The following is a 21997-nucleotide window of genomic DNA, read 5'->3' on the forward strand; positions in this document are numbered from 1 at the left end:
ATTCAGGCCGTTTTTACGTGGATATCTGGTAGTTTTGGCGCGGCGGCGATCAGCGTTTGGGTGTAAGGATGTTGAGGGTTCGAAAACACCTGTTCCGTTTCGCCCTGTTCGACGATCTTGCCTGATTGCATCACCAAAACCCGGTCAGTGATGGTGCGCACAACGCTCAGATCATGGCTGATGAACAGGTAGGTCAGGTCATAGGCGGCGCAGAGGTCCGCCAGTAAATCCAGGATTTGCGCCCGGACCGAGACATCTAGGGCCGACACTGCCTCATCAAAGACGATCAGTTCGGGGCGCGTGATCAGCGCACGCGCAATGGCGATGCGCTGTCTTTGCCCGCCCGAGAATTCATGGATGTACTTCCCCGCATCATCGGGGCGGAGGCCCACGGCGGTCAGCATTTCAGCGATACGCTCTTGTCGTTCTGTCCCAGTCGGCGGTGCTTCCAGCAAGTGAAACGGCTCTGTGATCAGCCGGGCAACCCGGTGGCGGGGGTTGAAACTGCCATAGGGATCCTGAAACACCACCTGCATTTTACGACGCACGGCCAAGTTGGGCCGGTGACCAGAAAAGACCGGCTGCCCATCCAACAGGATTTGCCCGGATTGCACCTCTTCTAAACCCAAAATCGCCCGCGTTAGGGTCGATTTTCCACAGCCGGACTCGCCAACCAGGCCCAACCGCTCACCACGGTTCAGGGTAAAGCTGACGCCGTCAACCGCACGGTGAGAACCCGGGGTGTCGAACAGCCCTGTGCGCGGTAGGCGGTATTCCCTGACAACTTGTGTGACCTCCAGCAGCGGTTGCGGGCTTGCCGGATCAGGCAGGTTGACCTGATGATCCGACGCCTCGAACAGCATCCGGGTGTAGGGGTGTTGCATATTTTGCAATAGGTGCTGGGTCGCCCCACGCTCGACCACTTCGCCATGGCGCATGACAGTGATCTGATCGGCCATTTCGGCCACGACGGCCAGATCATGAGTGATCATCAGCAAGCCCATACCATATTCGCGCACGAGGTCTTTCAGCAGATCAAGGATCTGGGCTTGGGTGGTCACGTCCAGCGCGGTTGTCGGCTCATCTGCGATCAGCAGCTTGGGGCGCAGCGCGATGGCCATGGCGATAACCACGCGCTGACGTTGCCCGCCCGACAATTCGTGTGGATAGCGACCAAGAGGGAAGCGGTCTGGCGGTAGGCCGACCCGTTCCAACACCTCTTGGGCGCGCGCACGCGCCTGAGTCGGTGGCATGGCTTTATGGATCAGGATGGTTTCCATCACCTGATCGCCGATGGTTTTCACTGGGTTCAGCGCTGTCATCGGCTCTTGAAACACCATGCCTATCGCGGCACCGCGAAGGGCACACATCTGGGCCTCGGGGCGATCCATAAGTTCCTGACCGTCCAGTTCGATTGTCCCGGTCGCGTCGGCTCCGTTCGGCAAAAGCTGCATCACAGCAAGCGCAGTCATCGACTTGCCAGACCCGCTTTCACCGGTGACCGCCACGATCTGACCCGGATCGATGGAAAGGCTGACATCCTTCAGGATCGGCTGGCCGTGAATCGACAACGAGAGGTTCTGGATCTGAAGCAAACTCACGCCCGTGCCACCCGAATTCTTGGGTCCAGCCAGTCGCGGAGCCCATCGCCCAACAGGTTCAACCCCAGCACAGTGACAATGATCGCCAGACCGGGAATCAGAGCCAAATGTGGGGCAAAACTGACCATTGTCTGCGCATCGGCCAGCATCCGCCCCCAGCTGGGCGTGGGCGGTTGTGCACCCAGACCGACATAGGACAGCCCCGCCTCGGCCAGGATACCCAGGCTGAACTGGATGGTGCCCTGAACGATCAGCAGGTTGGCCACATTGGGCAGGATATGTTCGGCCGATATCCGCGCGGCACCTTTGCCTGCCACACGGGCGGCCAGAATAAACTCTCGCTCCCACAAGGACAGGGCCGCGCCTCGGGTGATGCGGGCGAAGACGGGAATGTTGAAGATGCCGATGGCGATGATGGCGTTGATCGCACCCGCGCCAAAGACGGCAGTGATCAGGATCGCAATGACCAGCGAGGGGAAGGCAAAGACCAGATCATTGCCGCGCATGATCACTTCATCCAACCACGACCCTTTGCGCGCTGCAGCGGTCAGGCCCAAGGGTACGCCCAGCGCCATGCCGATGCCGACCGCCACCAAGGCCACGGCGATCGAGGTGCGCGCACCCACCATGATCATCGAGAACATGTCACGCCCGAAATGGTCGGTGCCGAACCAGTGTTGCGCGTTCGGAGTCTGCAACTTGTCGGGGATGTTCAGTGCGGCGTGGTCATAGGGCGTCCAGACGAAGGAAACCAACGCTGCCAGCACCACCAGCGACGACAGCGCCGCGCCAAGGATCAGGTTGCGGCTCATGTCCTGCTCCTCAGCCTTGGGTCAACGGCGGCATAGGCGAGGTCGACCAGGAAATTCACCGTGATCACCGCAAAGACCAGCAACATGACCACGGATTCGACCACGATCAGATCGCGGGCCGAGATCGCCTGAAACACCAGCCGTCCCAGTCCCGGCAGATAGAACACCTGTTCGATGATGATCGAGCCAGCCAGCAGGAACGAGAATTGCAACCCGATGATGGTCAGCACCGGGATCAGAGCGTTGCGCACGCCGTGCCGCCACAGCGCTTGGCGACGCGTGAGACCCTTCGCGCGAGCGGTGCGCATGAAATCTTCGGCCAGTATGTCCAGCAGCGACGACCGCATGACGCGCGCAAGGATCGCCGCCTGCGGCAAGGCAAGTGCAATCGCGGGCAGGGTCAATGAATGCAGGCCGGTCCAGAACCCATTGTCCCAACCCGCGAAGCCTCCGGCATTGAACCAGCGCAGGTTGATAGCAAAGATCAGCACCAGCATCATAGCAAACCAGAAATTTGGAACGGCGATGCCCAGCTGCGTTGCGCCCATCACTGTCAGATCACCCGGTTTGCCCCGACGTGCAGCGGCGTAGATCCCCGCTGGAAAAGCAATGAGGGTCGACAGTGTCAGCGCATAAAGCGCCAGCGGCAGCGACACCCATAACCTGTCAGCAATCATCTGCGAAACCGGCGTGCGATAGGTGTAAGAGGTGCCGAAATCTCCGACCAACATCCCGCTGATCCAGTTGAAATACCGCTGGGTTTTTGACACGTCCAACCCCAGCTCGGCCCGCAGTGCCGCGAGTGTGTCCTCTTGCGCATTAACCCCCAGCATGAACGAGGCCGGATCACCCGGTGCAACCTCGATCACAGCGAAAATGACAACCGAGGCAACGACCAGGCTGACAAGCAAGGATAGCAATCGTTTGAGAGTGTAGCGCAGCATTACTGCCACGTTAGGGGCGCGGGTCGGGCGGGTCCAGCATTATGACCCGCCCGGTTTGGTTATTCGCTCCAGCTGATGGCGCTCAGGTCGATGGCCGCTGTGGGAGCGTTCTCCCACAGGCCCTGAACGCCTGCTTTGGCCACCCCAAGCTTGGCCAGTTGGAACAGGTAGCCGTTGACATAGTCATCCGCGATCAGACGCTGCGCCTCACCCATCAGCCGGGTACGTTCATCCGGATCCGTCGTCGAGTTCAGTGTGTCCATCAGCGCCTGAAAATCCGTGCTATCATACTGGAAATAGTATTCAGGCCGCGCATAGATGCCGATATCCATCGGTTCGGTATGGCTGACGATCGTCAGGCCGAATTCTTTGCCTTTGAACACCGATTCCAGCCATTGGGCCCATTCCACATTGATGATCTCAGCCTTGATCCCGACCTCGGCCAGCTGAGCCGCGATGATCTCACCACCCCGGCGCGCATAGGATGGCGGCGGCAGGTGCAATGTGGTTTCAAACCCATTGGCAAAACCCGCTTCGGCTAACATCGCTTTGGCTTTTTCGGGGTCATAAGCCGAATTTCCTGTCAGATCGACATAAGCCGGGTTGTGCGGTGCAAAATGGGTGCCGATCGGCGTGCCATATCCAAACATTGCCCCGTCAATGATGGCTTGCCGGTCAATCGCGTGGGCAAGTGCTTGGCGCACACGAATGTCGTCAAACGGTGCTTGTTTGTTGTTTGTGGACAGGATCGTTTCGCCTTCTGTCGATCCGGCCAACACCTGAAAGCGCGGATCTGCTTCGAACTGCGGAAGATTTTCAGGTGCCGGGAAATTGTCGAACACGTCCACATCTTCGGCCATCATGGCCGAGAACGCCGCAGTTGGGTCCGAGATGAACTTGAACGTTGCAGTCTCTAATGCAGGCTGTTCGCCCCAGTAATTTGGGTTGCGGTTTAGCGTGATGCTGTCGCCTTGCACCCAGTCGCCAAAGGTATAGGCACCGGTGCCCACTGGGTTGGTCTTGATATCATCAATGCTTTCGGGTGCGACGATGACCGCATCGCCCCAGGCCAGGTTAAACAGGAAATTGCCGTTCGGCTCGGACAGGGTGATCTTGACCGTTAAGGGGTCAACAACCTCGACGCTTTCGATCCCGGCAAACAGCGCCTTTTGCGCGTTGGCACTGTCTTCTGCTGTCGCGCGGTCCAGACTGAACTTGACGTCTTCGGCATCCATCGTCGATCCGTCATGAAACGTCACCCCGTCGCGCAGCGTAAAGGTGTAAACGGTGCCGTCATCCGAAATCTCCCATCCTTCAGCCAGGCCCGGAACCACGGATCCGTCGCCCATAAATCGAGTGAGGCCTTCGAAGATGTTGGTGTAAACGACCGAATCAATGGCCTGCGCCGCGGCGCTGGTCGGGTCCAGATGCGGTGGCTCAAGCTGCATCGCGATGGTGATGTCCGATTTCGCCAGCGCCTGTGACGCAAGCAATGTAGCGCCCAGCGCAAGGGCTGATGCGCAGGTGCGAACCGAGTACAGTGTCATGGCAATTACTCCCCATTGGAACAGGTTGGGCCGCTGGTTACGGCTCTTTCTGAGACCAATGTTCCTTTAAACCTTGGGTCAATCAAGAAAATGTTCGCGCAACCGGGCTTTCGCTGCACCTGCGGCATCTGCTATGCCGCGCCGCAGTATAACCCCGGAGGAGCGATCATGAGCGCCACGGCCCGCAAAAAAGCCCCCAACGCCGAAGACATTCGCGCCCGCAAAGGTGGCCTGCCTCTGGTCAGTCTGACAGCTTATACGACGCCAATGGCACGGCTGATGGATGACCATTGTGACTTTGTGCTTGTGGGCGATAGCGTTGGCATGGTGCTGCATGGGCTCGACTCCACCCTTGGCGTAACCATGGAGATGATGATCTTGCACGGTCAGGCGGTTGCCCGGGGTTTGGACAAGGCGATGATGGTCATCGACATGCCATTCGCCACTTATGAGCATGACCCTGCCGAGGCGTTTCGCAATGCCGCCCGTCTGATGGCCGAAACCAGGGCTGGGGCGGTTAAACTGGAGGGCGGCGTCGAAATGGCCGAAACCATCCGTTTTCTGGTTCAACGCGGCATTCCGGTAATGGCCCACATCGGGCTGACGCCACAGTCGATCAACACTTTGGGCGGATACAAAGTTCAGGGGCGCGATGATCAAGCAGACGCAGTCTTGGCCGATGCCCGTGCAGTAGCGGAAGCAGGCGCGTTTTCCGTTGTGTTAGAGAAGATTCCGCAGGGATTGGCCGACAAAATCACAGCCGAAATTCCAATCCCCACGATTGGCATCGGCGCGTCTGCCGGGTGTGACGGGCAAATCTTGGTGGTCGACGATATGGTTGGCTTTTTCACCGCGTTTAAGCCGAAATTCGTCAAACGCTATGCCGAGCTTGGGCCGTTGGCCGAGGCTGCCATCGCAGAATACGCAGCCGAAGTGCGTGACCGCAGCTTTCCTGCGGCGGAACATGTCTTCGCGGATCAGGCCCCTGCCAAAGGTATCAAGTCATGACGGTGCCCATTCTACGCAAGCTTTCGGAACTACGCACCCTGACCCGCGACTGGCAACGCAAGGATGAAGTGATTGGGGTTGTTCCGACAATGGGCGCCTTGCACCAGGGTCACCTGTCGCTGGTCGAGGCCGCCAAGTCCGGGTGTGACCGGGTGATCGTGACGATCTTTGTGAACCCCAAACAGTTCAACAATCCCGAGGATCTGGCGAACTATCCGCGGACCGAGCTTGAAGATTCACAAAAGCTGCTGCCCTATAAGGTCGATGCGATCTATGTACCCGACCCGGATGAGATCTATCCCCAAGGGTTTTCGACCACAGTGACCGTGGGCGGATTGACTGATGTAATGGAAGGTCCGTTTCGACCGGGACATTTTGAAGGGGTGGCCACAGTTGTGGCGAAACTCTTCCTGCAAACTCAGGCGGATCGAGCCTATTTCGGGGAAAAAGACCATCAGCAGCTGCTGGTTGTGCGCCGTATGGCACGGGATCTGGACATCCCGATTGAGGTTATCGGATGCCCAACTGTGCGCGAACCTTCCGGCCTTGCGATGTCGTCGCGCAATCTGCGTTTGTCTCAAGAGGGGCTGGCCATAGCAGCGCACAAACATGCGATCATGAAAAGAACCGCTGCAAAACTGTCTGCTGGACACGATTTTGCCGATCTGGCAGAGCAGGCCAAGACCGATTTGCTCCGGGCAGGATTCACCGAAATCGAGTATTTCGACCTGCGCTGCGCCGAAACCCTTGAGGCTTTGACCAAAGCCAGCAGGCCCGCGCGTCTGTTTGTGACGGCTTGGGCAGATGGCGTCCGACTGATCGACAATATCGCGGTTGACCCCGCCTGATTTCTGCTCTGGCCCCTGCGGCAGTGTTTGCGCTAAAGTCCGGCGGAACGAGACTTCAGGGGGAGAGCAGCCATGACCTATATTCTGGCAATCGATCAGGGCACCACATCATCACGGGCCATTCTGTTTGACGCCAAGATGCAGCGTGTGGGCACTGCGCAGCAAGAATTTCCTCAGCATTTCCCGCAGGAAGGCTGGGTCGAACATGACCCCGAAGATATCTGGAACAGTGTTGTGGCCGTCTGCCGCGAGGTGATCCAAACCGTCGGAATTTCCGCCGACCAGATAGCCGGGATCGGCATCACCAATCAGCGCGAAACCACGGTGATCTGGGATCGCCACACAGGTCAGGCCATTCACAACGCCATTGTCTGGCAAGACCGCCGCACATCCGAGATTTGCGCCACCCTGCGCGAGGCCGGATCGGAAGAAGATGTCACCGCCCGCACCGGACTGCTGCTGGACCCGTATTTCTCGGGCACCAAAGTCAAATGGCTGCTGGACGCTGTACCCGGCGCGCGAGACCGTGCCGCCGCCGGAGATCTGCTCTTCGGAACAATCGATACCTTCCTGATTTGGCGCCTGACCGAGGGTCGATCGCATGTCACGGATGCCAGCAACGCGGCCCGTACCTTGCTGTTTGACATCCATCAGGGCGAATGGAGCGCTGAGATTTGTGATTTGCTGGATGTGCCGCGCGGCATGTTGCCTGCGGTACAGGACTGCGCCTCGGACTTCGGGGAGACAACGCTGTTTGGCGGCACGATTCCGATCCTTGGCGTGGCCGGTGACCAACAAGCTGCAACAATCGGGCAGGCGTGTTTCGAGCCGGGAATGCTCAAATCGACCTATGGTACAGGCTGTTTCGCGCTGCTGAACACGGGCGATGCGCCGGTGATGTCGAAAAACCGCCTGCTGACAACCATCGCCTACCAGCTGGACGGAAAACGCACCTATGCGCTGGAAGGATCTATCTTTATCGCCGGTGCCGCTGTGCAATGGCTGCGCGACGCCTTGCAGATCATCGACAACGCGGCCGAAAGCGGTGAGTTGGCGGCGCGTGCGGATACCACTCAGAATGTCGTTCTGGTTCCCGCCTTTACCGGTCTGGGCGCGCCCTATTGGCAGCCGGATTGTCGCGGGGCGATGTTTGGCCTCACCCGAAACTCGGGCCGGGCCGAGATTGCGCGCGCCACGTTGGAAAGCATCGCCTTCCAGACCCGAGACTTGTGGCACGCAATGCAAAGCGACTGGGGCGCGGATACGGATGTAACCTTGCGGGTCGATGGCGGCATGAGCGCGTCGGATTGGACCATGCAAGGCCTGTCGGACATTCTGGGCGCCCCGGTGGATCGTCCGGTCATGCAGGAAACAACGGCCCTGGGTGCCGCCTGGCTGGCCGGGATGCGCGCGGGGATCTACCCGCAACAGGATGAGTTTGCGGCAACATGGGCTCTGGACCGGCAATTCCAGCCCGCAATGGCGGCTGACAAACGTGATGCGGCCTATGCGCGCTGGCAACGCGCAGTTGCGGCGGCAATGGCGTTCTGAACAGGCTTAGCTATGGTCTTTCATCAGGCGCTGCTTTTGGCGTGACCAATCGCGCTTGGCCTGCGTCTCGCGCTTGTCATGGGTCTTTTTACCCTTGGCGATGCCGATTTTGATTTTGGCCCGGCCCTTGTGGTTAAAGTACAAAACCAGGGGCACAAGGGTCATGCCCTTGCGTTGCGTGGCGTTCCACAGATCCGACATCTGCTTACGCGAGACCAGCAGCTTGCGACGGCGGCGTTCTTCGTGCTTGAAGGTTTTCGCCTGCTCATAGGGCGCGATATAGCTGTTGACCAGCCACAGCTCTCCGTCATCGACCGAGGCATAGCTGTCGGCGATATTCGACCCGCCTGCACGCAGGGATTTAACCTCGGACCCTTCCAGCACGATCCCGCATTCAAGATCGTCCTCGATTGCGTAATCGAAACGGGCCCGCCGGTTTTCGGCGATCACTTTGTAATTCGGGTCTGTCTTCTGCTTGGCCATGACGCGTTGATGTAGGCGGCTTGGCCCGTCCATGCAAGACAGGCTGATGCGTCAATGGTCAGGAATTGGCGGAAATAATCAGGTCTGGCCCGAAAATCGTATCCGCATGATTGTGCAGATAGATCTTCAACCACGGGGTAAACCTGTCGGGGTGGCGTTTCACCTCGGCCAGAAGGTCATGGTAGTCGACCCAACGGATATCCATCACTTCGTCAGGGTTAGGCTCGATTTTCAGCGGCCCGCGCACATGGGCCAGAAAGACATCGACCACCTCATTCTCGATCAGGCCATTGCCCACATCCGCATGATATTCCAGGCGGTGACGGTATTCGGGGTAAAGGCCGGTGATCCCCAACTCTTCGCGCATCCGCCGCACGGCGCAGGCTGATGGCACCTCGTCCCAATCGGGATGGGTGCAGCAGGTATTCGCCCACAAACCGGGCGTGTGGTACTTGCCCATGGCACGGCGCTGCAGAAGGATCTGGGTTCCACGCACGACAAACACGGAAACGGCCTTGTGCCGCAGACCCTTTTTATGGGCTTCCAGTTTTTCAACAGGGGTCAGAACGCCATCGACCCAGGCCGGGATCATGATACCCATCTGTTGTTCTCTCTTGTTACTGGTCCAAGTTTTGAGGTGCATAGACCTGATCAACTACTGATGCTTCCAAACTGGTGGTGATCTGCCCAGCAATCAACAGCACGAAAGGCCGCAGGGGGGTGCGGCCTTTCAGAAAGATCAGAACTGGATCAGTTGGCCGAGTTATTCGCCCGAAACGCTGACGATATAGGCATAGACATCCTCGGCCCCCGATTTCAGGCGGAACGTCATTTTGGACTTGGCCGAGGTTTCCCCCAGATAGTCTTTCAAAAAGGCTTTCGGGTCTTTGGTATATTCCACAAAGCTTGCTTCGTCCCAAACCAGCCCGTTTTCACCAGCGGCCACGATACTGTCGCCGTATTTGAAATCCTCGACCGTTCCCGCAGTCCGACCCGCGACGCCGTAGAGGTTAGGCCCGGTCTTGCCACCCTTGACGATGACCTCTCCGGCAGGATCAGCGATCAGGTGGCAGGATTTGCATTTGTTGAAAGCCTTCTTACCGGCTTCTGCGTCCCCTTCGGCAAAGGCGGGCATGGCCAGCAGACCCATCAGCGCAGTGGCGAGAATGCGATTCATTTGAAAACTCCACGTTCTTTCAGCTTATGCAATAGGTGCTGTGCGCAGACGAAGAGTCAACGCGCGGATTGCCGCGCGTCAGGGTCGTTCAGCTGCGTCCAGCACGGCAATAGGTCCCCGGGTGCAGGAGTCGCAAAGTAAACCGCCCGCGCAATCGCGCGCGCCAGACACAGCGACGCGACATGGCCCAGCATCGCCATGACAGACGGATCAACCTTTTGCGCCCGGGTGCTGACGCCGAAAACAAGATCTCCGTCACCCGGTGTATGGGCCGGAAGCACAGCGCGCGCGATCCCGTCATGGGCCGCTGTTGCAAGCCTTTGGCATTGCGCTTTGGTCAGGGCAGCATCGGTTGCGACAATCGCAATTGTGGTGTTCGCTTGATCGGGTTTCGCGGGATGCATAGCCTGCGCCTTGCGGCTGGCGGGGAATTCGCCAAGCCCGGATGCGGGATCTGGCCCCAGCCCGCCAAACTCGGTCCCAATCTCGAACGGTGCGGCCCAGAAATGGCGATCTTTAGGCGTGGTCACGCTGCCCATAGGATTGGCAGCAACCAAAGCCCCGACAGTAATACCGTTTTCCAACCTGCAAGAGGCCGAACCGAGCCCCCCCTTGTGCATCGCCGCAAGCGCTCCTGTTCCCGCTCCGACCGAGCCCAACGAAAACTGATCCGAGGCCGATCGATAGGCCGCAGCCCCTAGCGCGCGATAAGGGTTATCATCCCAATCCTTGTCGCCACCGTTCAGCAGATCAAACAGGATTGCGCCGGGAACAATGGGCACGATGGCCTGACCCACCTGAAACCCGCGACCATGCGCGCGCAACATATCCGAGACGCCAGAACAGGCATCCAATCCAAAGGCAGAGCCGCCGGAAAGAGCGATGGCATCCACATGTTCAACCGACTTGTCCGAGGCCAGCAAATCAGTCTCACGCGTTCCTGGTGCACCACCCATGACATGCACCGAGGCCACTAATGGCGCATCGGCAGTCAGCACCGTTGTACCCGATTTCAGAGCATCGTCCTGCGCATTGCCGACGAGTATACCGGGGACATCGGTGATCAGGTTTCGGGGTCCGGGGGTCATGTTTGCCTTTTTTGTTAGATCAGAAGCGCGCTATCGCGCGCTGCCTCCGGCGGAGGTATTTTGGAACAGAAGAAGCGGTGAATCAGATACATCGGCCACCATCGACTTCGAGCGCTGTGCCTGTGATCATGCTGGCCTCGTCCGAGCAGAGAAAACAGGCCGCATTGGCCATGTCTTCTGGGGTTGAGAAGCGGCCCAACGGGATGGTCGAGAGGAACTTGGCGCGGATCTCGGGTGTGTCTTCACCCATAAAGGATTTCAACAGCGGGGTTTCCCCTGCCACCGGGCAGATCGCATTGACGCGGACACCTGTGGGGGCGAGTTCAACGGCCATGGTTTTGGTGGCCGTGATCATCCAGCCTTTGGAGGCATTGTACCAGTTGAGATTGGGGCGCGGCGACAGGCCTGCGGTGGAGGCGACGTTGAGGATTGCGCCAGAGCCGCGCGCCTTCATCGCCGGAACAAAGGCGCGGGCAGTCAGGTAGACGGATTTCATGTTGACGGTGAAGACCCGGTCGAAATCGTCTTCGGTGACGTCTTCCAGCGGGGTGGGCAGGTGGGTGACGCCAGCATTGTTGACCAGAATGTCAATCGGACCGGATGCATCCGCCATGGCCTGAACCGATGCGGCATCACCGACATCGACTTGTTGGGCGGTCGCCTGCGGGCCGAGTTGATCAGCCAGGTCAGCGGCTGCCGCGCTATTGATATCCGCGATTACAACACGCGCGCCTTCGGCCAGGAATTTCTGCACAATCCCGGCACCAAAGCCGGATGCGCCGCCTGTGACGATAGCGGTTTTTCCCTCTAACCTCATACGTTTGGTCCCCCTTTTACCGGGTCAGATTAGCGCCGCGCTTGAAAGATGCCAGATCAATCTTCTGACACTTTGCCCCGCAGCGCTTTGACATCGCCGCGGGCCTTCTTTGCCGCAAGCCTGCGTTTGACCGACCCATAGGTGGGTTTGGTGGCGATCCTGCGTTTGGGCTTGACCAATGCTCGGGTGATCAGCTCTGCTAGCCGCGCGCGGGCGATTTCTCGGTTGCGGGCCTGACTGCGGGTCTCTTCACATTGGATGATGATCGCACCGTCTTTGGTCCAGCGCCGCCCGGCCAGTCGCTTCAGCCGGGCCTTAACAGGGTCGGGCAACGCGGGCGAGCGCGCGGCTTCGAACCGCAACTCGACAGCGGTCGAGACCTTGTTGACGTTTTGCCCGCCGGGACCGGAGGAGCGGACAAAGCTCTCGGTCATCTCCCAATCTTGCAGGATGATATCGTCGGTGATGCGCAACATGGGGGCGACCTTAACCGGCGCGTGCGAAAACAGAAAGGGCCGCCCCGGTGGGACGGCCCTTCGAAAGTTCAGGAGGTCGGGTCGGTTAGATCAATCGACCAGCCGGAGCAAACGCTCCACCAAGGGCTGCCCTAGCAGGCGGTCCCCCCGGTTGTTCCGACACCTCTCTCCAATCTCTTTCTTGACACTGGATCACCTCCTTTTCTATCTGTTGCGGTTAATTTTGAGCGTGGCACAAGTTGTGCCAATCTCAAAGCACTTTTTTACGCAGGCTGTGCTGTCAGCCGACCCACGATCACTTTGAACGGAATCAAGGCGATCAGGGCCAGAGACAGTTTGACCAGCCAATCAGCGAATGCCAGCGTCACCCAAAGCGGCGCCATCGGACCGGTCAGCATGAAGGGCACAGGCTCCCACGCCCAGTTGATCGCAGCGTCGGCATTGGCCCCGAAGAAGGTAACCGAGGCCGAGAAAGCCAGTGTGAAGAAAATCGCGGTATCCAGGGCCGATCCCACAAGGGTCGAGACCAGCGGCGCGCGCCACCATTGACCGCCGCGCATGGCGTTGAACACCGTCACATCGGTCAGTTGCGCGATCAGGAAGGCCGTACCCGAAGCCACGGCGATGCGCAGCGGCACGGCGGCGTAGGTAAAGCCATCGCCTTGCAGAATGATCTGGCTGCCGATCAATGAGCAGATGATACCGGTGATGAACCCAGCAAAGACAACCTTGCGGGCAGGACCCACGCCATAGACGCGGTTCATGATGTCAGTGACCAGAAAGGCCAGCGGATAGGTGAAAGCACCCCAGGTCAACAGCCCGTCAAGGATCAGGAACTGGACCAAGATATTGGACGCCACAACAATGGTGGCCATGGCAATGATGCCGGGAATAAAGCTGCGTTGCATGTTTTGATGCCCGTTTTGACAAGGTAGCGGCGACTTGGCCAAGGGACCGTCCCAAGGCAAGCCGTGCGTTTAGACCTTTGCCAAAGGCCTGTCAATCGGGCAGCAGATATTCCACCAGCTCGGTGCGTTGCAGGGCCAGGAAGTTGTCATCCGAGATCATGGTGGCGCGCAACCGGTCTTGCCCATCGCGCCATACCGACAGCCCTTCGAGGTTGTCATGGGTACCGGTGCCGGTTTCAAACAGGATTTCCTCGGACCTGGGGCTGTCGTCAACGATGTCCCACCGGCGCAAGCGCGAGCGAAAGCCCAGTACCGAAACGGCCCGCTCGAGCACGTAAAGCCGCCCATCCGGGCCGAAATCAGCCGAAACAGGCTGAAATTTGCCCCGTGCAGGCAGGCCAAACGGGCTGGACCAAGCCTGACCATCCCAGCGATAGACCAATATGTCGCCATTTGCGGCCCGGCTTTTCTCGGTCAGGGCTAGCAGGCGGCCCTGATCGTCTATCGCCAGACTTTCGAACGACCCGTTCCGGGACAAAGCGTCGAACACCTTTGGGCGCCGCAGAACTTTTGATCGAGCGTCGGGCGCTTTGAAATGGGCCACCCGGTGGACGCCTTCGAACGAGATGAAGAAGCTGCCATCGCCTGCCAACGCAAGCCCCTCGGAATCGCCTGCCGCCCCTTTCATGATCTGGCCTGTGCTGGATAGCACGGGCCATTGATCCTGCACGTCAATCGCCGAGATCTGATCACCCTCACGCGTGATCCGGGCGGTCAGCATGAGGGCGCGGTCGCTGAGCGCCAGCATCTGGTGGCCATTGTCCGAGATGTGCAGCGCTGAAAACCCTCCGAACCAATCCGCCGGGTGGCGCCAGGCATAGCTTTGCAGATGGGTGGCGGTCTTGACCTCAACCGCCCAGGCGGTTCCGACCCACAGAAAAGCTGCGATCAGTTGGACTGCAAGACGGCGGCGCATTGTTGGGGCAGATCCGCCAGAACATATTCACGTCGTTTCTTGGGGGCCGGAGCGTTCGGGTCCGGCGGCGGTGGGTTCAGGATGTTCTGCACCCACTGCTGTGCTTCGGCACACCCATCGCCCTTTGGTGGCGGATCCTGGTTGACGCAGCCTTTGGACCCTCTGGGACAGTTCAATCGCACATGGAAGTGATAGTGATGCCCCCACCAGGGGCGGATCTTGCGCAGATAGGCTTTGTTGCCTTTTTCGTCATTGCACATCTGCACCTTGGCACCCGGAAAGACAAAAATCCGCGCCACGCGCTTGTCTTTGGCGGCCGCACGCAGCACTGCGTGATGCTGTTTGGTCCAATTTCCGTTTACATAGGCCCCGTTGGCGCGGCGCAGGGAAATGGACGAGATATTCTCGCGTGCGCTGCGGCTCAGGCGCATATTGTCGCCGGGCAGCATCCAGATATCGATATCCAGCCCCAGCTGATGACTGCGGTGACCGGATGTCATCGGCCCGCCCCGCGGCTGGCTGATATCCCCGATATAGAGCCCATTCCAGCCCGGTTGTTTGGCCGCAAAACGGCTGAGGTCCTGCACATAGTCGATGGCCTCGGGGTGCCCCCAATTGCGGTTGCGCGACAGGCGCATGGCCTGCCAAGTCGGTCCCGTCTCGGGCAGTTGCACTGACCCCGCCGCGCATCCGCGCGAATAACTGCCAAAAGCGGCTGCTTTCTGGGTAGAACCCGCCTTTTGAGCCCCGAACAATTGTTTGGCCAAAGGCTCGGCCCCGGCGGTCTGTGCAAAGAAAAGCGCCGCTATGAGTATGAAAAAACGTCGTAAAATCATCTGCTCTGATCTCCTTCCGCCTTTACCCAGCGCATTAGGATCAACCCCAGGATAAACAACAAAATGATCGGTGACACCCCCAGACGTGCACTGCCGGTGACCGTTGTTGCAATCCCGATCAGCAAGGGCGCCGCAAAGGCCGTTGCGCGCCCTGACAGACCATAAAGCCCAAAGCTTTCGACCGGAGCGTCCGGATCTGTGTGACGCACCATCATGGACCTGCTGGCAGATTGCAGAACACCACCCATGCCGCCGATCAGGATACCGCATCCGAAAAAGACCATATCCGGCAGGCCCGATCCTTCTGGCAAAGAGATCCCGTAGATCTGAGTTCGGTCCATCGACACGACGGTCAGACAAACAAAGATCAGCACCCAGATCGCAACAAGAATGACGGGTTTAGGGCCGTACTTCTTGTCGAGCTTGCCACCAATCCAGGAAAAGATGGCCGAAGCCAGAACGCTTACGATTCCAAAGACCCCGATCTTGATCAGATCCCATTCCAGCACAAGGCGCGCATAGACGCCACCAAAGCTGTAAAGCCCATTCAACGCATCGCGATAGAACATGGACGAGCCCAGATAGGTTGCCAGGCTGACCCGGTGGCGCAAGTCCGAGATGGATTTCCCCAGCAATCGCAACGCCTCGCCCAGACTGCCATGTTTGCAGCTGTCGGGATCATCGCGAACCCACAGGAAATAGGGCACCATAAACAGGATGAACCATGCAGCCGTAAAGGGCCCGACAAATCGGGTGCCTTCCTGCGCGGCTGCATTCAGGCCCAGAGCAGGCTCTAACCCGATCAAAGTCTTGCCATTGGGTTGTTCGACAAACAACAGCAGCATGATCGCCAGTGAGATCAGACCGCCGAAATACCCAAAGGCAAAGCCTGACCCCGAGATCTCGCCGACTTCGTTGTCATCCCCCAGATCAGGCAACTGAGAGTTGATGAAGACCAGTGCATATTCCGCGCCTACAAAGCCCAGACCAAAGGCGGACAGCATCAGCCACATGTTCGAGCCATCCGGCATCGTGTACCACAGCGCCGCCGAGCCCACGACATACATCACCGAAAACCCGAAAATCCATGGGATACGCCGTCCGGTCACATCGGCCATGGCACCCAGCAGAGGCGCACCAAATGCGATGACAAGGCCGGTGATCGTCAAGCAATTTGCCCATACGGTCTGCGCCCGCGCCGCTGCGGCCTGCGCATCGAGCCCGGTGCCCGAGAAATACCCCGCTGCAACGCCCGCAAAGTAAGGACCAAAGACAAAGGTGACCAAAAGCGAATGGTAAGGCTGACTGGCCCAGTCAAAGAACCACCACCCCCAGATGCGCTTGCGCTTGGAAATTACCGCCATGCCTGTCCCTGCTTATCGTTGACTTCATAAGACGAGGCTTTGGACCATTTCGCAAGCGTTCTGTTGGCGCAGACTTGCTCTTTGCCGCGCGGCGGCTTAGGTCTCAGGTCATACGAAAACGGAGTTTCTATGCTGTCGCTGATCCAAATCCTGCTTCTGATCCTGGACATTGTCTGGTTCATAATCCTCGTCCATGTGATCATGAGCTGGCTGATCAACTTCCAGGTGCTGAACCTTCATCAACAACTGGTGGCACAGATCTGGTATGGGCTGAACCGCTTGCTGGAGCCGATATACGGACCAATTCGGCGCATTCTACCGAATATGGGTGGATTGGATCTCACACCGCTGGTTGTCTTGATCATCGTCTATGCACTGCGGATTATACTGGTCAATAACGCGGTCTATTTCGTCTGACCACTTGTTCACTGAATCTTAGTATGTGATGGTCCTGTCTTAAGAGCAGATAAACACTAAAACAGGGCACCCAAGCAGATGCTAGACGCCGCACCCTTGTTGCGAGATGTCTTTGGATTCGACTCCTTCCGCCCCGGGCAGGAAGAGATTGTCGAGGCCGTGACCGCCGGTGAAAACGTGCTGGCCATCATGCCAACGGGTGGCGGTAAATCCCTGTGTTTTCAACTCCCTGCCCTGCAGCGCGACGGGGTGACTGTGGTCATCTCGCCCTTGATTGCCCTGATGCGCGATCAGGTGCGCGGCTTGCAGGAAGCCGGCGTTGCAGCGGGTGCTCTGACCTCGGGCAATACCCAAGAAGAAACCGACGCCGTTTGGGAGGCGCTGGAAGAGGGTCGGCTGAAGCTCCTTTACATGGCACCCGAGCGTCTGGCCGCAGGGTCAGCACTTGGGATGCTGCGGCGGATCAATGTCAGCTTGATCGCGGTGGATGAGGCCCATTGCGTCAGCCAGTGGGGCCACGACTTCCGCCCGGACTATTTGCGGATCGGGGAATTGCGGCGTGCGTTGGATGTGCCGCTGGCGGCATTCACCGCCACAGCCGATGCGGAAACGCAGGATGAGATCGTCCAAAAGCTGTTTGACGGTGTAGCCCCACGCAAGTTCCTGCGTGGCTTTGACCGTCCCAATATTCATCTGGCCTTTGCCGCCAAGGACGGGCCGCGCAAACAGATCCTGGATTTTGCCGCTGCGCGAAAGGGTCAATCCGGCATCGTCTATTGTGGCACCCGCAACAAGACCGAAGTGTTGGCGCAGGCCCTTCGCGCTGAAGGGCATGTGTCCTGCCATTATCACGGCGGGATGGAGGCGGAAGACCGCCGCACCGTGGAAACCCGGTTTGCACGTGAAGACGGTCTGATTGTCGTGGCGACGGTGGCCTTTGGAATGGGGATCGACAAACCCGATATCCGCTGGGTCGCCCATGCGGACCTGCCCAAATCCATCGAGGCTTATTATCAGGAAATCGGCCGCGCTGGCCGTGACGGGGCACCTGCTGAAACGCTGACCTTGTTTGGCCCGGATGACATCCGCCTGCGCCGGTCCCAGATCGATGAAGGCCTGGCCCCGCCCGAACGACGCATGGCCGATCATGCGCGATTGAATTCTTTGCTTGGGCTGGCCGAAGCGTTGCAGTGCCGCCGTCAGACCCTGCTGGGATATTTCGGGGAAAACACCGAACCCTGCGGGAATTGCGATCTGTGCAACAGCCCACCCGAGGTGTTCGACGGTACCACACCTGTCCGCATGGCCCTGTCTGCCATTTTGCGCACCGAGGAATGGTTTGGCGCAGGTCATCTGATCGACATCCTGCTGGCCAATGAGACCGACAAGATCCGCGCCCGCCGCCATGATGCGCTCTCGACCTGGGGGATCGGCAAAGACTGGTCGCGCCCGCAATGGCAGGCGATTTTCAGGCAGATGATGGGGCATGATCTGGTGCGCCCCGACCCCGACCGTCACGGCGCGCTACGCATGACCGAAGCCGCGAAACCCATTCTGAAAGGCGAGGCGCAGATCAACCTGCGCAAAGATACGATCCGCAAGGCCACGCGCCGCCCGGCGGTCAAGGCCATGGTGGCCGAGGAGGACGCGCCGCTGTTGTCAGCGCTCAAGGCCAAGCGCCGCGCCCTGGCCGAGGCCGCGCGGGTTCCGGCTTATGTGATTTTCCCCGATCGCACCCTGATCGAGATGGCCGAGAAGCGCCCGATGACATTGGACGAAATGGCTCGTATCGGCGGCGTTGGCGCCAAAAAGCTGGAACGCTATGGCGATACGTTCCTTGAGGTGGTCGCGGGCGAGGCCAAAGCACTGCATCCTGCGCGCCGCAAGCTGGCGGGTCGTGAACAGGGCGAGATTTATGATCGTCTGCTAGAAGTACAGTCGCAATTGTCGCGCGGCCCCGAAGGGATCGACAAACCGCTGACTTGTTCAGCCGCGCAATTGGCCAAGGTGGCGCAGATGCGCCCGGACGACCCGCGCGGGTTGGAACAGCTGTTGGGTGATCGCCGTCACGAAAGGTTTGGCGCCGCGTTTCTGGACGTGCTGCAACAGGCGAGCTAGATACGGCGGGTCAGGCAAGAAAAGAGGGCGGACATGCTGGTTGTTATCTCGCCGGCCAAGCGGCTGGATTGGGCAGAACGGAACGTGGATGTCACGCAACCCGATTTTCAGGATGACGCCATTCGGCTATCGAAAACCGCGCGGAATCTGACCCTGGGGGATCTGAAAAAGCTGATGGACCTCAGCGATGATCTGGCCCGTCTGAACCGCGATCGATATCGGGCTTTTTCCGACGCACCTGATGCAACGACCACCCGCCCTGCGGCGCTGGCTTTTGCCGGGGATACCTATCAGGGGCTGGAGGCCACGTCGTTGGACGCCGATGAAATGGCCTGGGCACAGGATCACCTGAGGATTCTATCCGGCCTTTACGGCGTGTTGCGCCCGCTGGATGCCATTCAACCCTATCGGCTTGAGATGGGCAGCAAGCTGAAAACGCGGCGCGGCAAGAACCTGTATGAGTATTGGCGCGATCAACTGAGCAAGGCTTTGAACGCGCAAGCCGCCGAGATGGGCAGTGATGTTCTGGTCAATTGTGCCAGTCAGGAGTATTTCGGCGCGGTCGATCTGAAAGCGCTGAAGCTGCGTGTGATCACTCCGGTCTTTATGGAGGACAAGGGGGGCACGCCCAAGATTGTGAGCTTTTTTGCCAAAAAGGCGCGCGGCGCGATGGCGCGCTATGTGGTGCAGCATCGGCTGACCGATCCCAATGCCCTGGTAGAGTTTGACACCGGCGGATACGCCTATCGCCCCGATCTGTCCGAGGCGGACAAGCCGGTTTTTGTGCGACCCTATCAAGCCCAAGGCTAGCTTTCAGCGCCTTCGGTTTGGGCCACCGGGCGGGCGTCTTCCGGACAATGGGTCTTGATCATTTCGTGGATCAGCGCCTTGTGCAGCGGCTTGGTCAGGTAATGATCGAGCCCCGCGGCGAGAATACCCTGATCATCGCCTGCCATGGCATGCGCAGTCAAAGCAACGATCGGAACCCTGCGCCCCGTTCCAACTTCGCGTCGCCGGATTTCACCAGTGGCCTCTTTCCCGTCCATCTTCGGCATCGAGATATCCATAAAAATCAGATCGGGATCGAACGCGGCATGAGCCTCAATCGCCTCAAGCCCGTTGCTGACAAATCTAAGCTCGATGTCCAGATCCTTGGTCATTTTCTTCAGGATCAGCTGATTGGTTTTGTTGTCTTCCGCTGCCAACACCTTCATGCGCCGATGGCCATCGGTGTCTGGGCCGCTTGATGGCGCGGCAGGTTCGCCCGCCCGTTTCTGAGGCTCGAACACAGGGGCGCCAAGCGCCATCAAACGTGAAAAGAGTTCGGCCCTTGGGATCGGTTTCTGCAAAATACCTTCGATCAGCCGGTTCGCCGGGTCTGCATGGATGACGCCCGGGTTGGCCGACATTACGACAATCGGCAGATCCGACCAGTTTCGTTCGCGCAACATGGTCGCAAGCTCCAGCCCCTCCATATCGGGCAGGTCCTGATCGCAGAGCACCAGGTCGATTGTATCATCCACCGCTCGCAGCGCCTCTTCTCCGCTGGTGCATACCGTCACGCGGGACCCCAAACGGCTGAGTTGCTTGGTGAGAATGGCGCGGTTCACCGCAAGATTTTCGACCACCAGAACATGCTTCAACCGCCCGGCCAGATCAGGCGGCGCCGGTTGCGGGCCTTCGGCAGTGGGCAGAGAAACCCGAAAGCCGAAACAGGAACCCGCGCCCTGTTCACTCTCTACCCAGACCTTTCCACCCATCATCTTGATCAGCCGTTCAGTGATCGCCAGACCCAGTCCTGTGCCTTCAAACTGACGGTTGCGCTCATCCTCGACCTGATTGAACTCACCAAAGATATGTCCGATCTTGTCCGCCGCGATCCCAACGCCGGTGTCTTCGATAGCCACATGAATATCGCAGCTTTGCTGATCGGGATTTGGCACTCCGGTCACCCGGATCAGCACGTGGCCGTCCGAGGTGAACTTGACCGCATTGCCAACCAGATTGGTCATGATCTGCCGCAGACGTCCCGGGTCGCCGACGAACAGCGTGGGCAGGAACAGGTCATAATCGACCAGCAGGGTCAGCCCCTTGTCGCGCACGCTGGGTTGCAGCAACATTGCGACCTCAAGAATGCACCGCTCCAGATCAAACTGCTCGGGGTGCAGGGTCAGTTTGTCAGCTTCGATCTTGGAATAGTCCAACACGTCGTTGATGATAACCAGCAGCGCCTCCCCCGAGTTGCGGATCGTATTGACGTAAAGCCGCTGTTCCTCGGCCAAAGGCGTTTCTGTCAGCAGCTCGGTCATGCCGACGATCCCGTTCATCGGAGTTCGAATTTCGTGGCTCATATTGGCCAGAAACGCCGATTTCGCGCGGTTCGCGGCCTCGGCCCGTTCGCGCGCGGCGTTCAGTTCGGCCTCATGCCGGACCGAAGAGGTGATGTTCAGCGCCAGGCTGACCACATCGCCACCACTGCCACGCTGGTCGATCAGACGAACATACTCTCCATACCACAGCTGTATGACCACCGGTTCGGGGTTGAGACTGGCCCACCGGCTTAACATCCGCGCTCGCCACTCAGCCACAGGTTCGTCGCCGATATCGACAATGCCTTCATCCGTCAGAAGCTGAAGAATGCGGCGGTATTCTATGCCGGGCGAAACTTCGTCCAAACCTTCGAACACGCTCAGGTAAGCGGTATTGGCGCTGATCAACTGGCTGTTCTCGTCGAAAAAGGCAAAGCCATCCTGAATGGTCTGAATGGAATGCCACAAGCGGCGTTCGGCCACTTCGATCTTGGCATTGGCGACGGTCAGATCGGATTTGACCTTTTCATTCTCGCCCCGCACCGTTTCCACTTCGGCCTGCGTCTCACCGATCTGGCGGGTCAGGGCCAGCGCATGACGACCCAACTTGCGGTTGGCAGCGGAAAGCTCGGCCTGTTTGAGGTGCAACAATCGTTCTGCCGCAAGCCGCGCGCGCCGTTCTTGGGCCAGTTTTTCTGCAAGGCTCATGTCATGCTC

General features: G+C 58.9%; 21 protein-coding genes. 6 read left to right on the forward strand and 15 right to left on the reverse strand.

The features are described 5' to 3' along the window. Positions 1 to 2 precede the first annotated feature (2 nt). The 4 genes from GOV38_RS16770 to GOV38_RS16785 are packed head-to-tail and all read right to left on the reverse strand — an operon-like array spanning position 3 to position 4904. Positions 3 to 1601 carry a dipeptide ABC transporter ATP-binding protein gene (locus GOV38_RS16770; protein ID WP_171209224.1) on the reverse strand — a complete coding sequence of 533 codons (1599 nt, stop codon included), beginning with the start codon at positions 1599 to 1601 and terminating at the stop codon, positions 3 to 5. After that, positions 1598 to 2413 (reverse strand): ABC transporter permease, encoded by an 816-nt coding sequence (locus tag GOV38_RS16775; protein WP_171209225.1) that lies wholly within the window; start codon positions 2411 to 2413, stop codon positions 1598 to 1600. The genes GOV38_RS16770 and GOV38_RS16775 overlap by 4 nt, the downstream gene beginning before the upstream one ends. After that, positions 2410 to 3357 (reverse strand): ABC transporter permease, encoded by a 948-nt coding sequence (locus tag GOV38_RS16780; protein WP_171209226.1) that lies wholly within the window; start codon positions 3355 to 3357, stop codon positions 2410 to 2412. Before GOV38_RS16780 ends, GOV38_RS16775 begins: the two co-directional genes overlap by 4 nt. Positions 3358 to 3416: 59 nt before the next feature. Next, positions 3417 to 4904, reverse strand: a complete 1488-nt coding sequence (locus GOV38_RS16785) for an ABC transporter substrate-binding protein (RefSeq protein WP_171209227.1) — start codon at positions 4902 to 4904, stop codon at positions 3417 to 3419. Between the two features lie 168 nt (positions 4905 to 5072). Between GOV38_RS16785 and panB the strand changes: the two genes are divergently transcribed. The 3 genes from panB (at position 5073) to glpK (ending at position 8311) form a co-directional block, all read left to right on the forward strand. Beyond that, complete coding sequence (gene panB / locus GOV38_RS16790) at positions 5073 to 5912, forward strand: 3-methyl-2-oxobutanoate hydroxymethyltransferase (protein WP_171132303.1); 840 nt, start codon at positions 5073 to 5075, stop codon at positions 5910 to 5912. Continuing rightward, entirely contained in the window at positions 5909 to 6760 is an 852-nt protein-coding gene (gene panC / locus GOV38_RS16795; protein WP_171209228.1) for a pantoate--beta-alanine ligase, read from the forward strand. The genes panB and panC overlap by 4 nt, the downstream gene beginning before the upstream one ends. A gap of 72 nt (positions 6761 to 6832) precedes the next feature. Then, positions 6833 to 8311, forward strand: coding sequence for a glycerol kinase GlpK (gene glpK / locus GOV38_RS16800; RefSeq protein WP_171209229.1), 1479 nt, complete (start codon positions 6833 to 6835; stop codon positions 8309 to 8311). Between the two features lie 6 nt (positions 8312 to 8317). On the opposite strand, the gene smpB is transcribed toward glpK, so the two are convergent. The 10 genes from smpB to GOV38_RS16850 form a co-directional block, all read right to left on the reverse strand. Further along, the gene (gene smpB, locus GOV38_RS16805) at positions 8318 to 8794 is read right to left on the reverse strand and encodes an SsrA-binding protein SmpB (RefSeq protein WP_171101653.1); all 477 of its coding nucleotides are present in this window, start codon (positions 8792 to 8794) and stop codon (positions 8318 to 8320) included. A gap of 58 nt (positions 8795 to 8852) precedes the next feature. Beyond that, positions 8853 to 9395: an isopentenyl-diphosphate Delta-isomerase gene (gene idi / locus GOV38_RS16810; RefSeq protein ID WP_171101654.1), complete on the reverse strand. Its 543-nt coding sequence runs from the start codon at positions 9393 to 9395 to the stop codon at positions 8853 to 8855. 162 nt (positions 9396 to 9557) lie between these two features. Beyond that, positions 9558 to 9971 carry a cytochrome c family protein gene (locus tag GOV38_RS16815; RefSeq protein WP_171209230.1) on the reverse strand — a complete coding sequence of 138 codons (414 nt, stop codon included), beginning with the start codon at positions 9969 to 9971 and terminating at the stop codon, positions 9558 to 9560. 56 nt (positions 9972 to 10027) lie between these two features. Next, positions 10028 to 11059 (reverse strand): P1 family peptidase, encoded by a 1032-nt coding sequence (locus GOV38_RS16820; protein WP_171209231.1) that lies wholly within the window; start codon positions 11057 to 11059, stop codon positions 10028 to 10030. A gap of 82 nt (positions 11060 to 11141) precedes the next feature. Beyond that, positions 11142 to 11876, reverse strand: a complete 735-nt coding sequence (locus GOV38_RS16825; protein ID WP_171209232.1) for an SDR family oxidoreductase — start codon at positions 11874 to 11876, stop codon at positions 11142 to 11144. A gap of 56 nt (positions 11877 to 11932) precedes the next feature. Further along, on the reverse strand, positions 11933 to 12352 hold the full coding sequence (arfB, locus tag GOV38_RS16830) for an alternative ribosome rescue aminoacyl-tRNA hydrolase ArfB (RefSeq protein ID WP_171209233.1): 420 nt from the start codon (positions 12350 to 12352) through the stop codon (positions 11933 to 11935). A gap of 263 nt (positions 12353 to 12615) precedes the next feature. Continuing rightward, positions 12616 to 13260: a queuosine precursor transporter gene (locus tag GOV38_RS16835; protein ID WP_171131875.1), complete on the reverse strand. Its 645-nt coding sequence runs from the start codon at positions 13258 to 13260 to the stop codon at positions 12616 to 12618. Between the two features lie 91 nt (positions 13261 to 13351). Beyond that, positions 13352 to 14236, reverse strand: coding sequence for an esterase-like activity of phytase family protein (locus GOV38_RS16840; protein WP_171209234.1), 885 nt, complete (start codon positions 14234 to 14236; stop codon positions 13352 to 13354). Beyond that, a complete protein-coding gene (mepA, locus tag GOV38_RS16845; RefSeq protein WP_171131871.1) occupies positions 14209 to 15072 on the reverse strand; it encodes a penicillin-insensitive murein endopeptidase in 864 nt (287 codons plus the stop codon). Before mepA ends, GOV38_RS16840 begins: the two co-directional genes overlap by 28 nt. Next, complete coding sequence (locus GOV38_RS16850) at positions 15069 to 16436, reverse strand: MFS transporter (protein WP_171209235.1); 1368 nt, start codon at positions 16434 to 16436, stop codon at positions 15069 to 15071. Before GOV38_RS16850 ends, mepA begins: the two co-directional genes overlap by 4 nt. 129 nt (positions 16437 to 16565) lie before the next feature. Here GOV38_RS16850 and GOV38_RS16855 point away from each other — a divergent pair, with 129 nt between their 5' ends. The 3 genes from GOV38_RS16855 to yaaA all read left to right on the forward strand — a co-directional run bounded on the left by GOV38_RS16855 (position 16566) and on the right by yaaA (position 19781). After that, complete coding sequence (locus GOV38_RS16855) at positions 16566 to 16853, forward strand: YggT family protein (protein WP_171101663.1); 288 nt, start codon at positions 16566 to 16568, stop codon at positions 16851 to 16853. Between the two features lie 78 nt (positions 16854 to 16931). After that, positions 16932 to 18971: a DNA helicase RecQ gene (gene recQ / locus GOV38_RS16860; RefSeq protein ID WP_171209236.1), complete on the forward strand. Its 2040-nt coding sequence runs from the start codon at positions 16932 to 16934 to the stop codon at positions 18969 to 18971. 33 nt (positions 18972 to 19004) lie between these two features. Continuing rightward, positions 19005 to 19781: a peroxide stress protein YaaA gene (gene yaaA, locus GOV38_RS16865; RefSeq protein ID WP_171209237.1), complete on the forward strand. Its 777-nt coding sequence runs from the start codon at positions 19005 to 19007 to the stop codon at positions 19779 to 19781. On the opposite strand, the gene GOV38_RS16870 is transcribed toward yaaA, so the two are convergent. Then, positions 19778 to 21988 (reverse strand): response regulator, encoded by a 2211-nt coding sequence (locus GOV38_RS16870; RefSeq protein ID WP_171209238.1) that lies wholly within the window; start codon positions 21986 to 21988, stop codon positions 19778 to 19780. The two genes, yaaA and GOV38_RS16870, sit on opposite strands and share 4 nt — an antisense overlap. Positions 21989 to 21997 lie beyond the last annotated feature (9 nt).

It is taken from the genome of Ruegeria sp. HKCCA5839, from assembly GCF_013035585.1.
Taxonomy (GTDB): domain Bacteria; phylum Pseudomonadota; class Alphaproteobacteria; order Rhodobacterales; family Rhodobacteraceae; genus Ruegeria.

Excerpts from the sequence above, each read along its gene's own strand:
- GOV38_RS16775 (WP_171209225.1), bottom strand. The coding sequence starts at position 2,413 with ATGAGCCGCAACCTGATCCTTGGCGCGGCGCTGTCGTCGCTGGTGGTG.
- GOV38_RS16780 (WP_171209226.1), bottom strand. The coding sequence starts at position 3,357 with ATGCTGCGCTACACTCTCAAACGATTGCTATCCTTGCTTGTCAGCCTG.
- GOV38_RS16785 (WP_171209227.1), bottom strand. The coding sequence starts at position 4,904 with ATGACACTGTACTCGGTTCGCACCTGCGCATCAGCCCTTGCGCTGGGC.
- panB (WP_171132303.1), top strand. The coding sequence starts at position 5,073 with ATGAGCGCCACGGCCCGCAAAAAAGCCCCCAACGCCGAAGACATTCGC.
- panC (WP_171209228.1), top strand. The coding sequence starts at position 5,909 with ATGACGGTGCCCATTCTACGCAAGCTTTCGGAACTACGCACCCTGACC.
- glpK (WP_171209229.1), top strand. The coding sequence starts at position 6,833 with ATGACCTATATTCTGGCAATCGATCAGGGCACCACATCATCACGGGCC.
- smpB (WP_171101653.1), bottom strand. The coding sequence starts at position 8,794 with ATGGCCAAGCAGAAGACAGACCCGAATTACAAAGTGATCGCCGAAAAC.
- idi (WP_171101654.1), bottom strand. The coding sequence starts at position 9,395 with ATGGGTATCATGATCCCGGCCTGGGTCGATGGCGTTCTGACCCCTGTT.
- GOV38_RS16815 (WP_171209230.1), bottom strand. The coding sequence starts at position 9,971 with ATGAATCGCATTCTCGCCACTGCGCTGATGGGTCTGCTGGCCATGCCC.
- GOV38_RS16820 (WP_171209231.1), bottom strand. The coding sequence starts at position 11,059 with ATGACCCCCGGACCCCGAAACCTGATCACCGATGTCCCCGGTATACTC.
- GOV38_RS16825 (WP_171209232.1), bottom strand. The coding sequence starts at position 11,876 with ATGAGGTTAGAGGGAAAAACCGCTATCGTCACAGGCGGCGCATCCGGC.
- arfB (WP_171209233.1), bottom strand. The coding sequence starts at position 12,352 with ATGTTGCGCATCACCGACGATATCATCCTGCAAGATTGGGAGATGACC.
- GOV38_RS16835 (WP_171131875.1), bottom strand. The coding sequence starts at position 13,260 with ATGCAACGCAGCTTTATTCCCGGCATCATTGCCATGGCCACCATTGTT.
- GOV38_RS16840 (WP_171209234.1), bottom strand. The coding sequence starts at position 14,236 with ATGCGCCGCCGTCTTGCAGTCCAACTGATCGCAGCTTTTCTGTGGGTC.
- mepA (WP_171131871.1), bottom strand. The coding sequence starts at position 15,072 with ATGATTTTACGACGTTTTTTCATACTCATAGCGGCGCTTTTCTTTGCA.
- GOV38_RS16850 (WP_171209235.1), bottom strand. The coding sequence starts at position 16,436 with ATGGCGGTAATTTCCAAGCGCAAGCGCATCTGGGGGTGGTGGTTCTTT.
- GOV38_RS16855 (WP_171101663.1), top strand. The coding sequence starts at position 16,566 with ATGCTGTCGCTGATCCAAATCCTGCTTCTGATCCTGGACATTGTCTGG.
- recQ (WP_171209236.1), top strand. The coding sequence starts at position 16,932 with ATGCTAGACGCCGCACCCTTGTTGCGAGATGTCTTTGGATTCGACTCC.
- yaaA (WP_171209237.1), top strand. The coding sequence starts at position 19,005 with ATGCTGGTTGTTATCTCGCCGGCCAAGCGGCTGGATTGGGCAGAACGG.
- GOV38_RS16870 (WP_171209238.1), bottom strand. The coding sequence starts at position 21,988 with ATGAGCCTTGCAGAAAAACTGGCCCAAGAACGGCGCGCGCGGCTTGCG.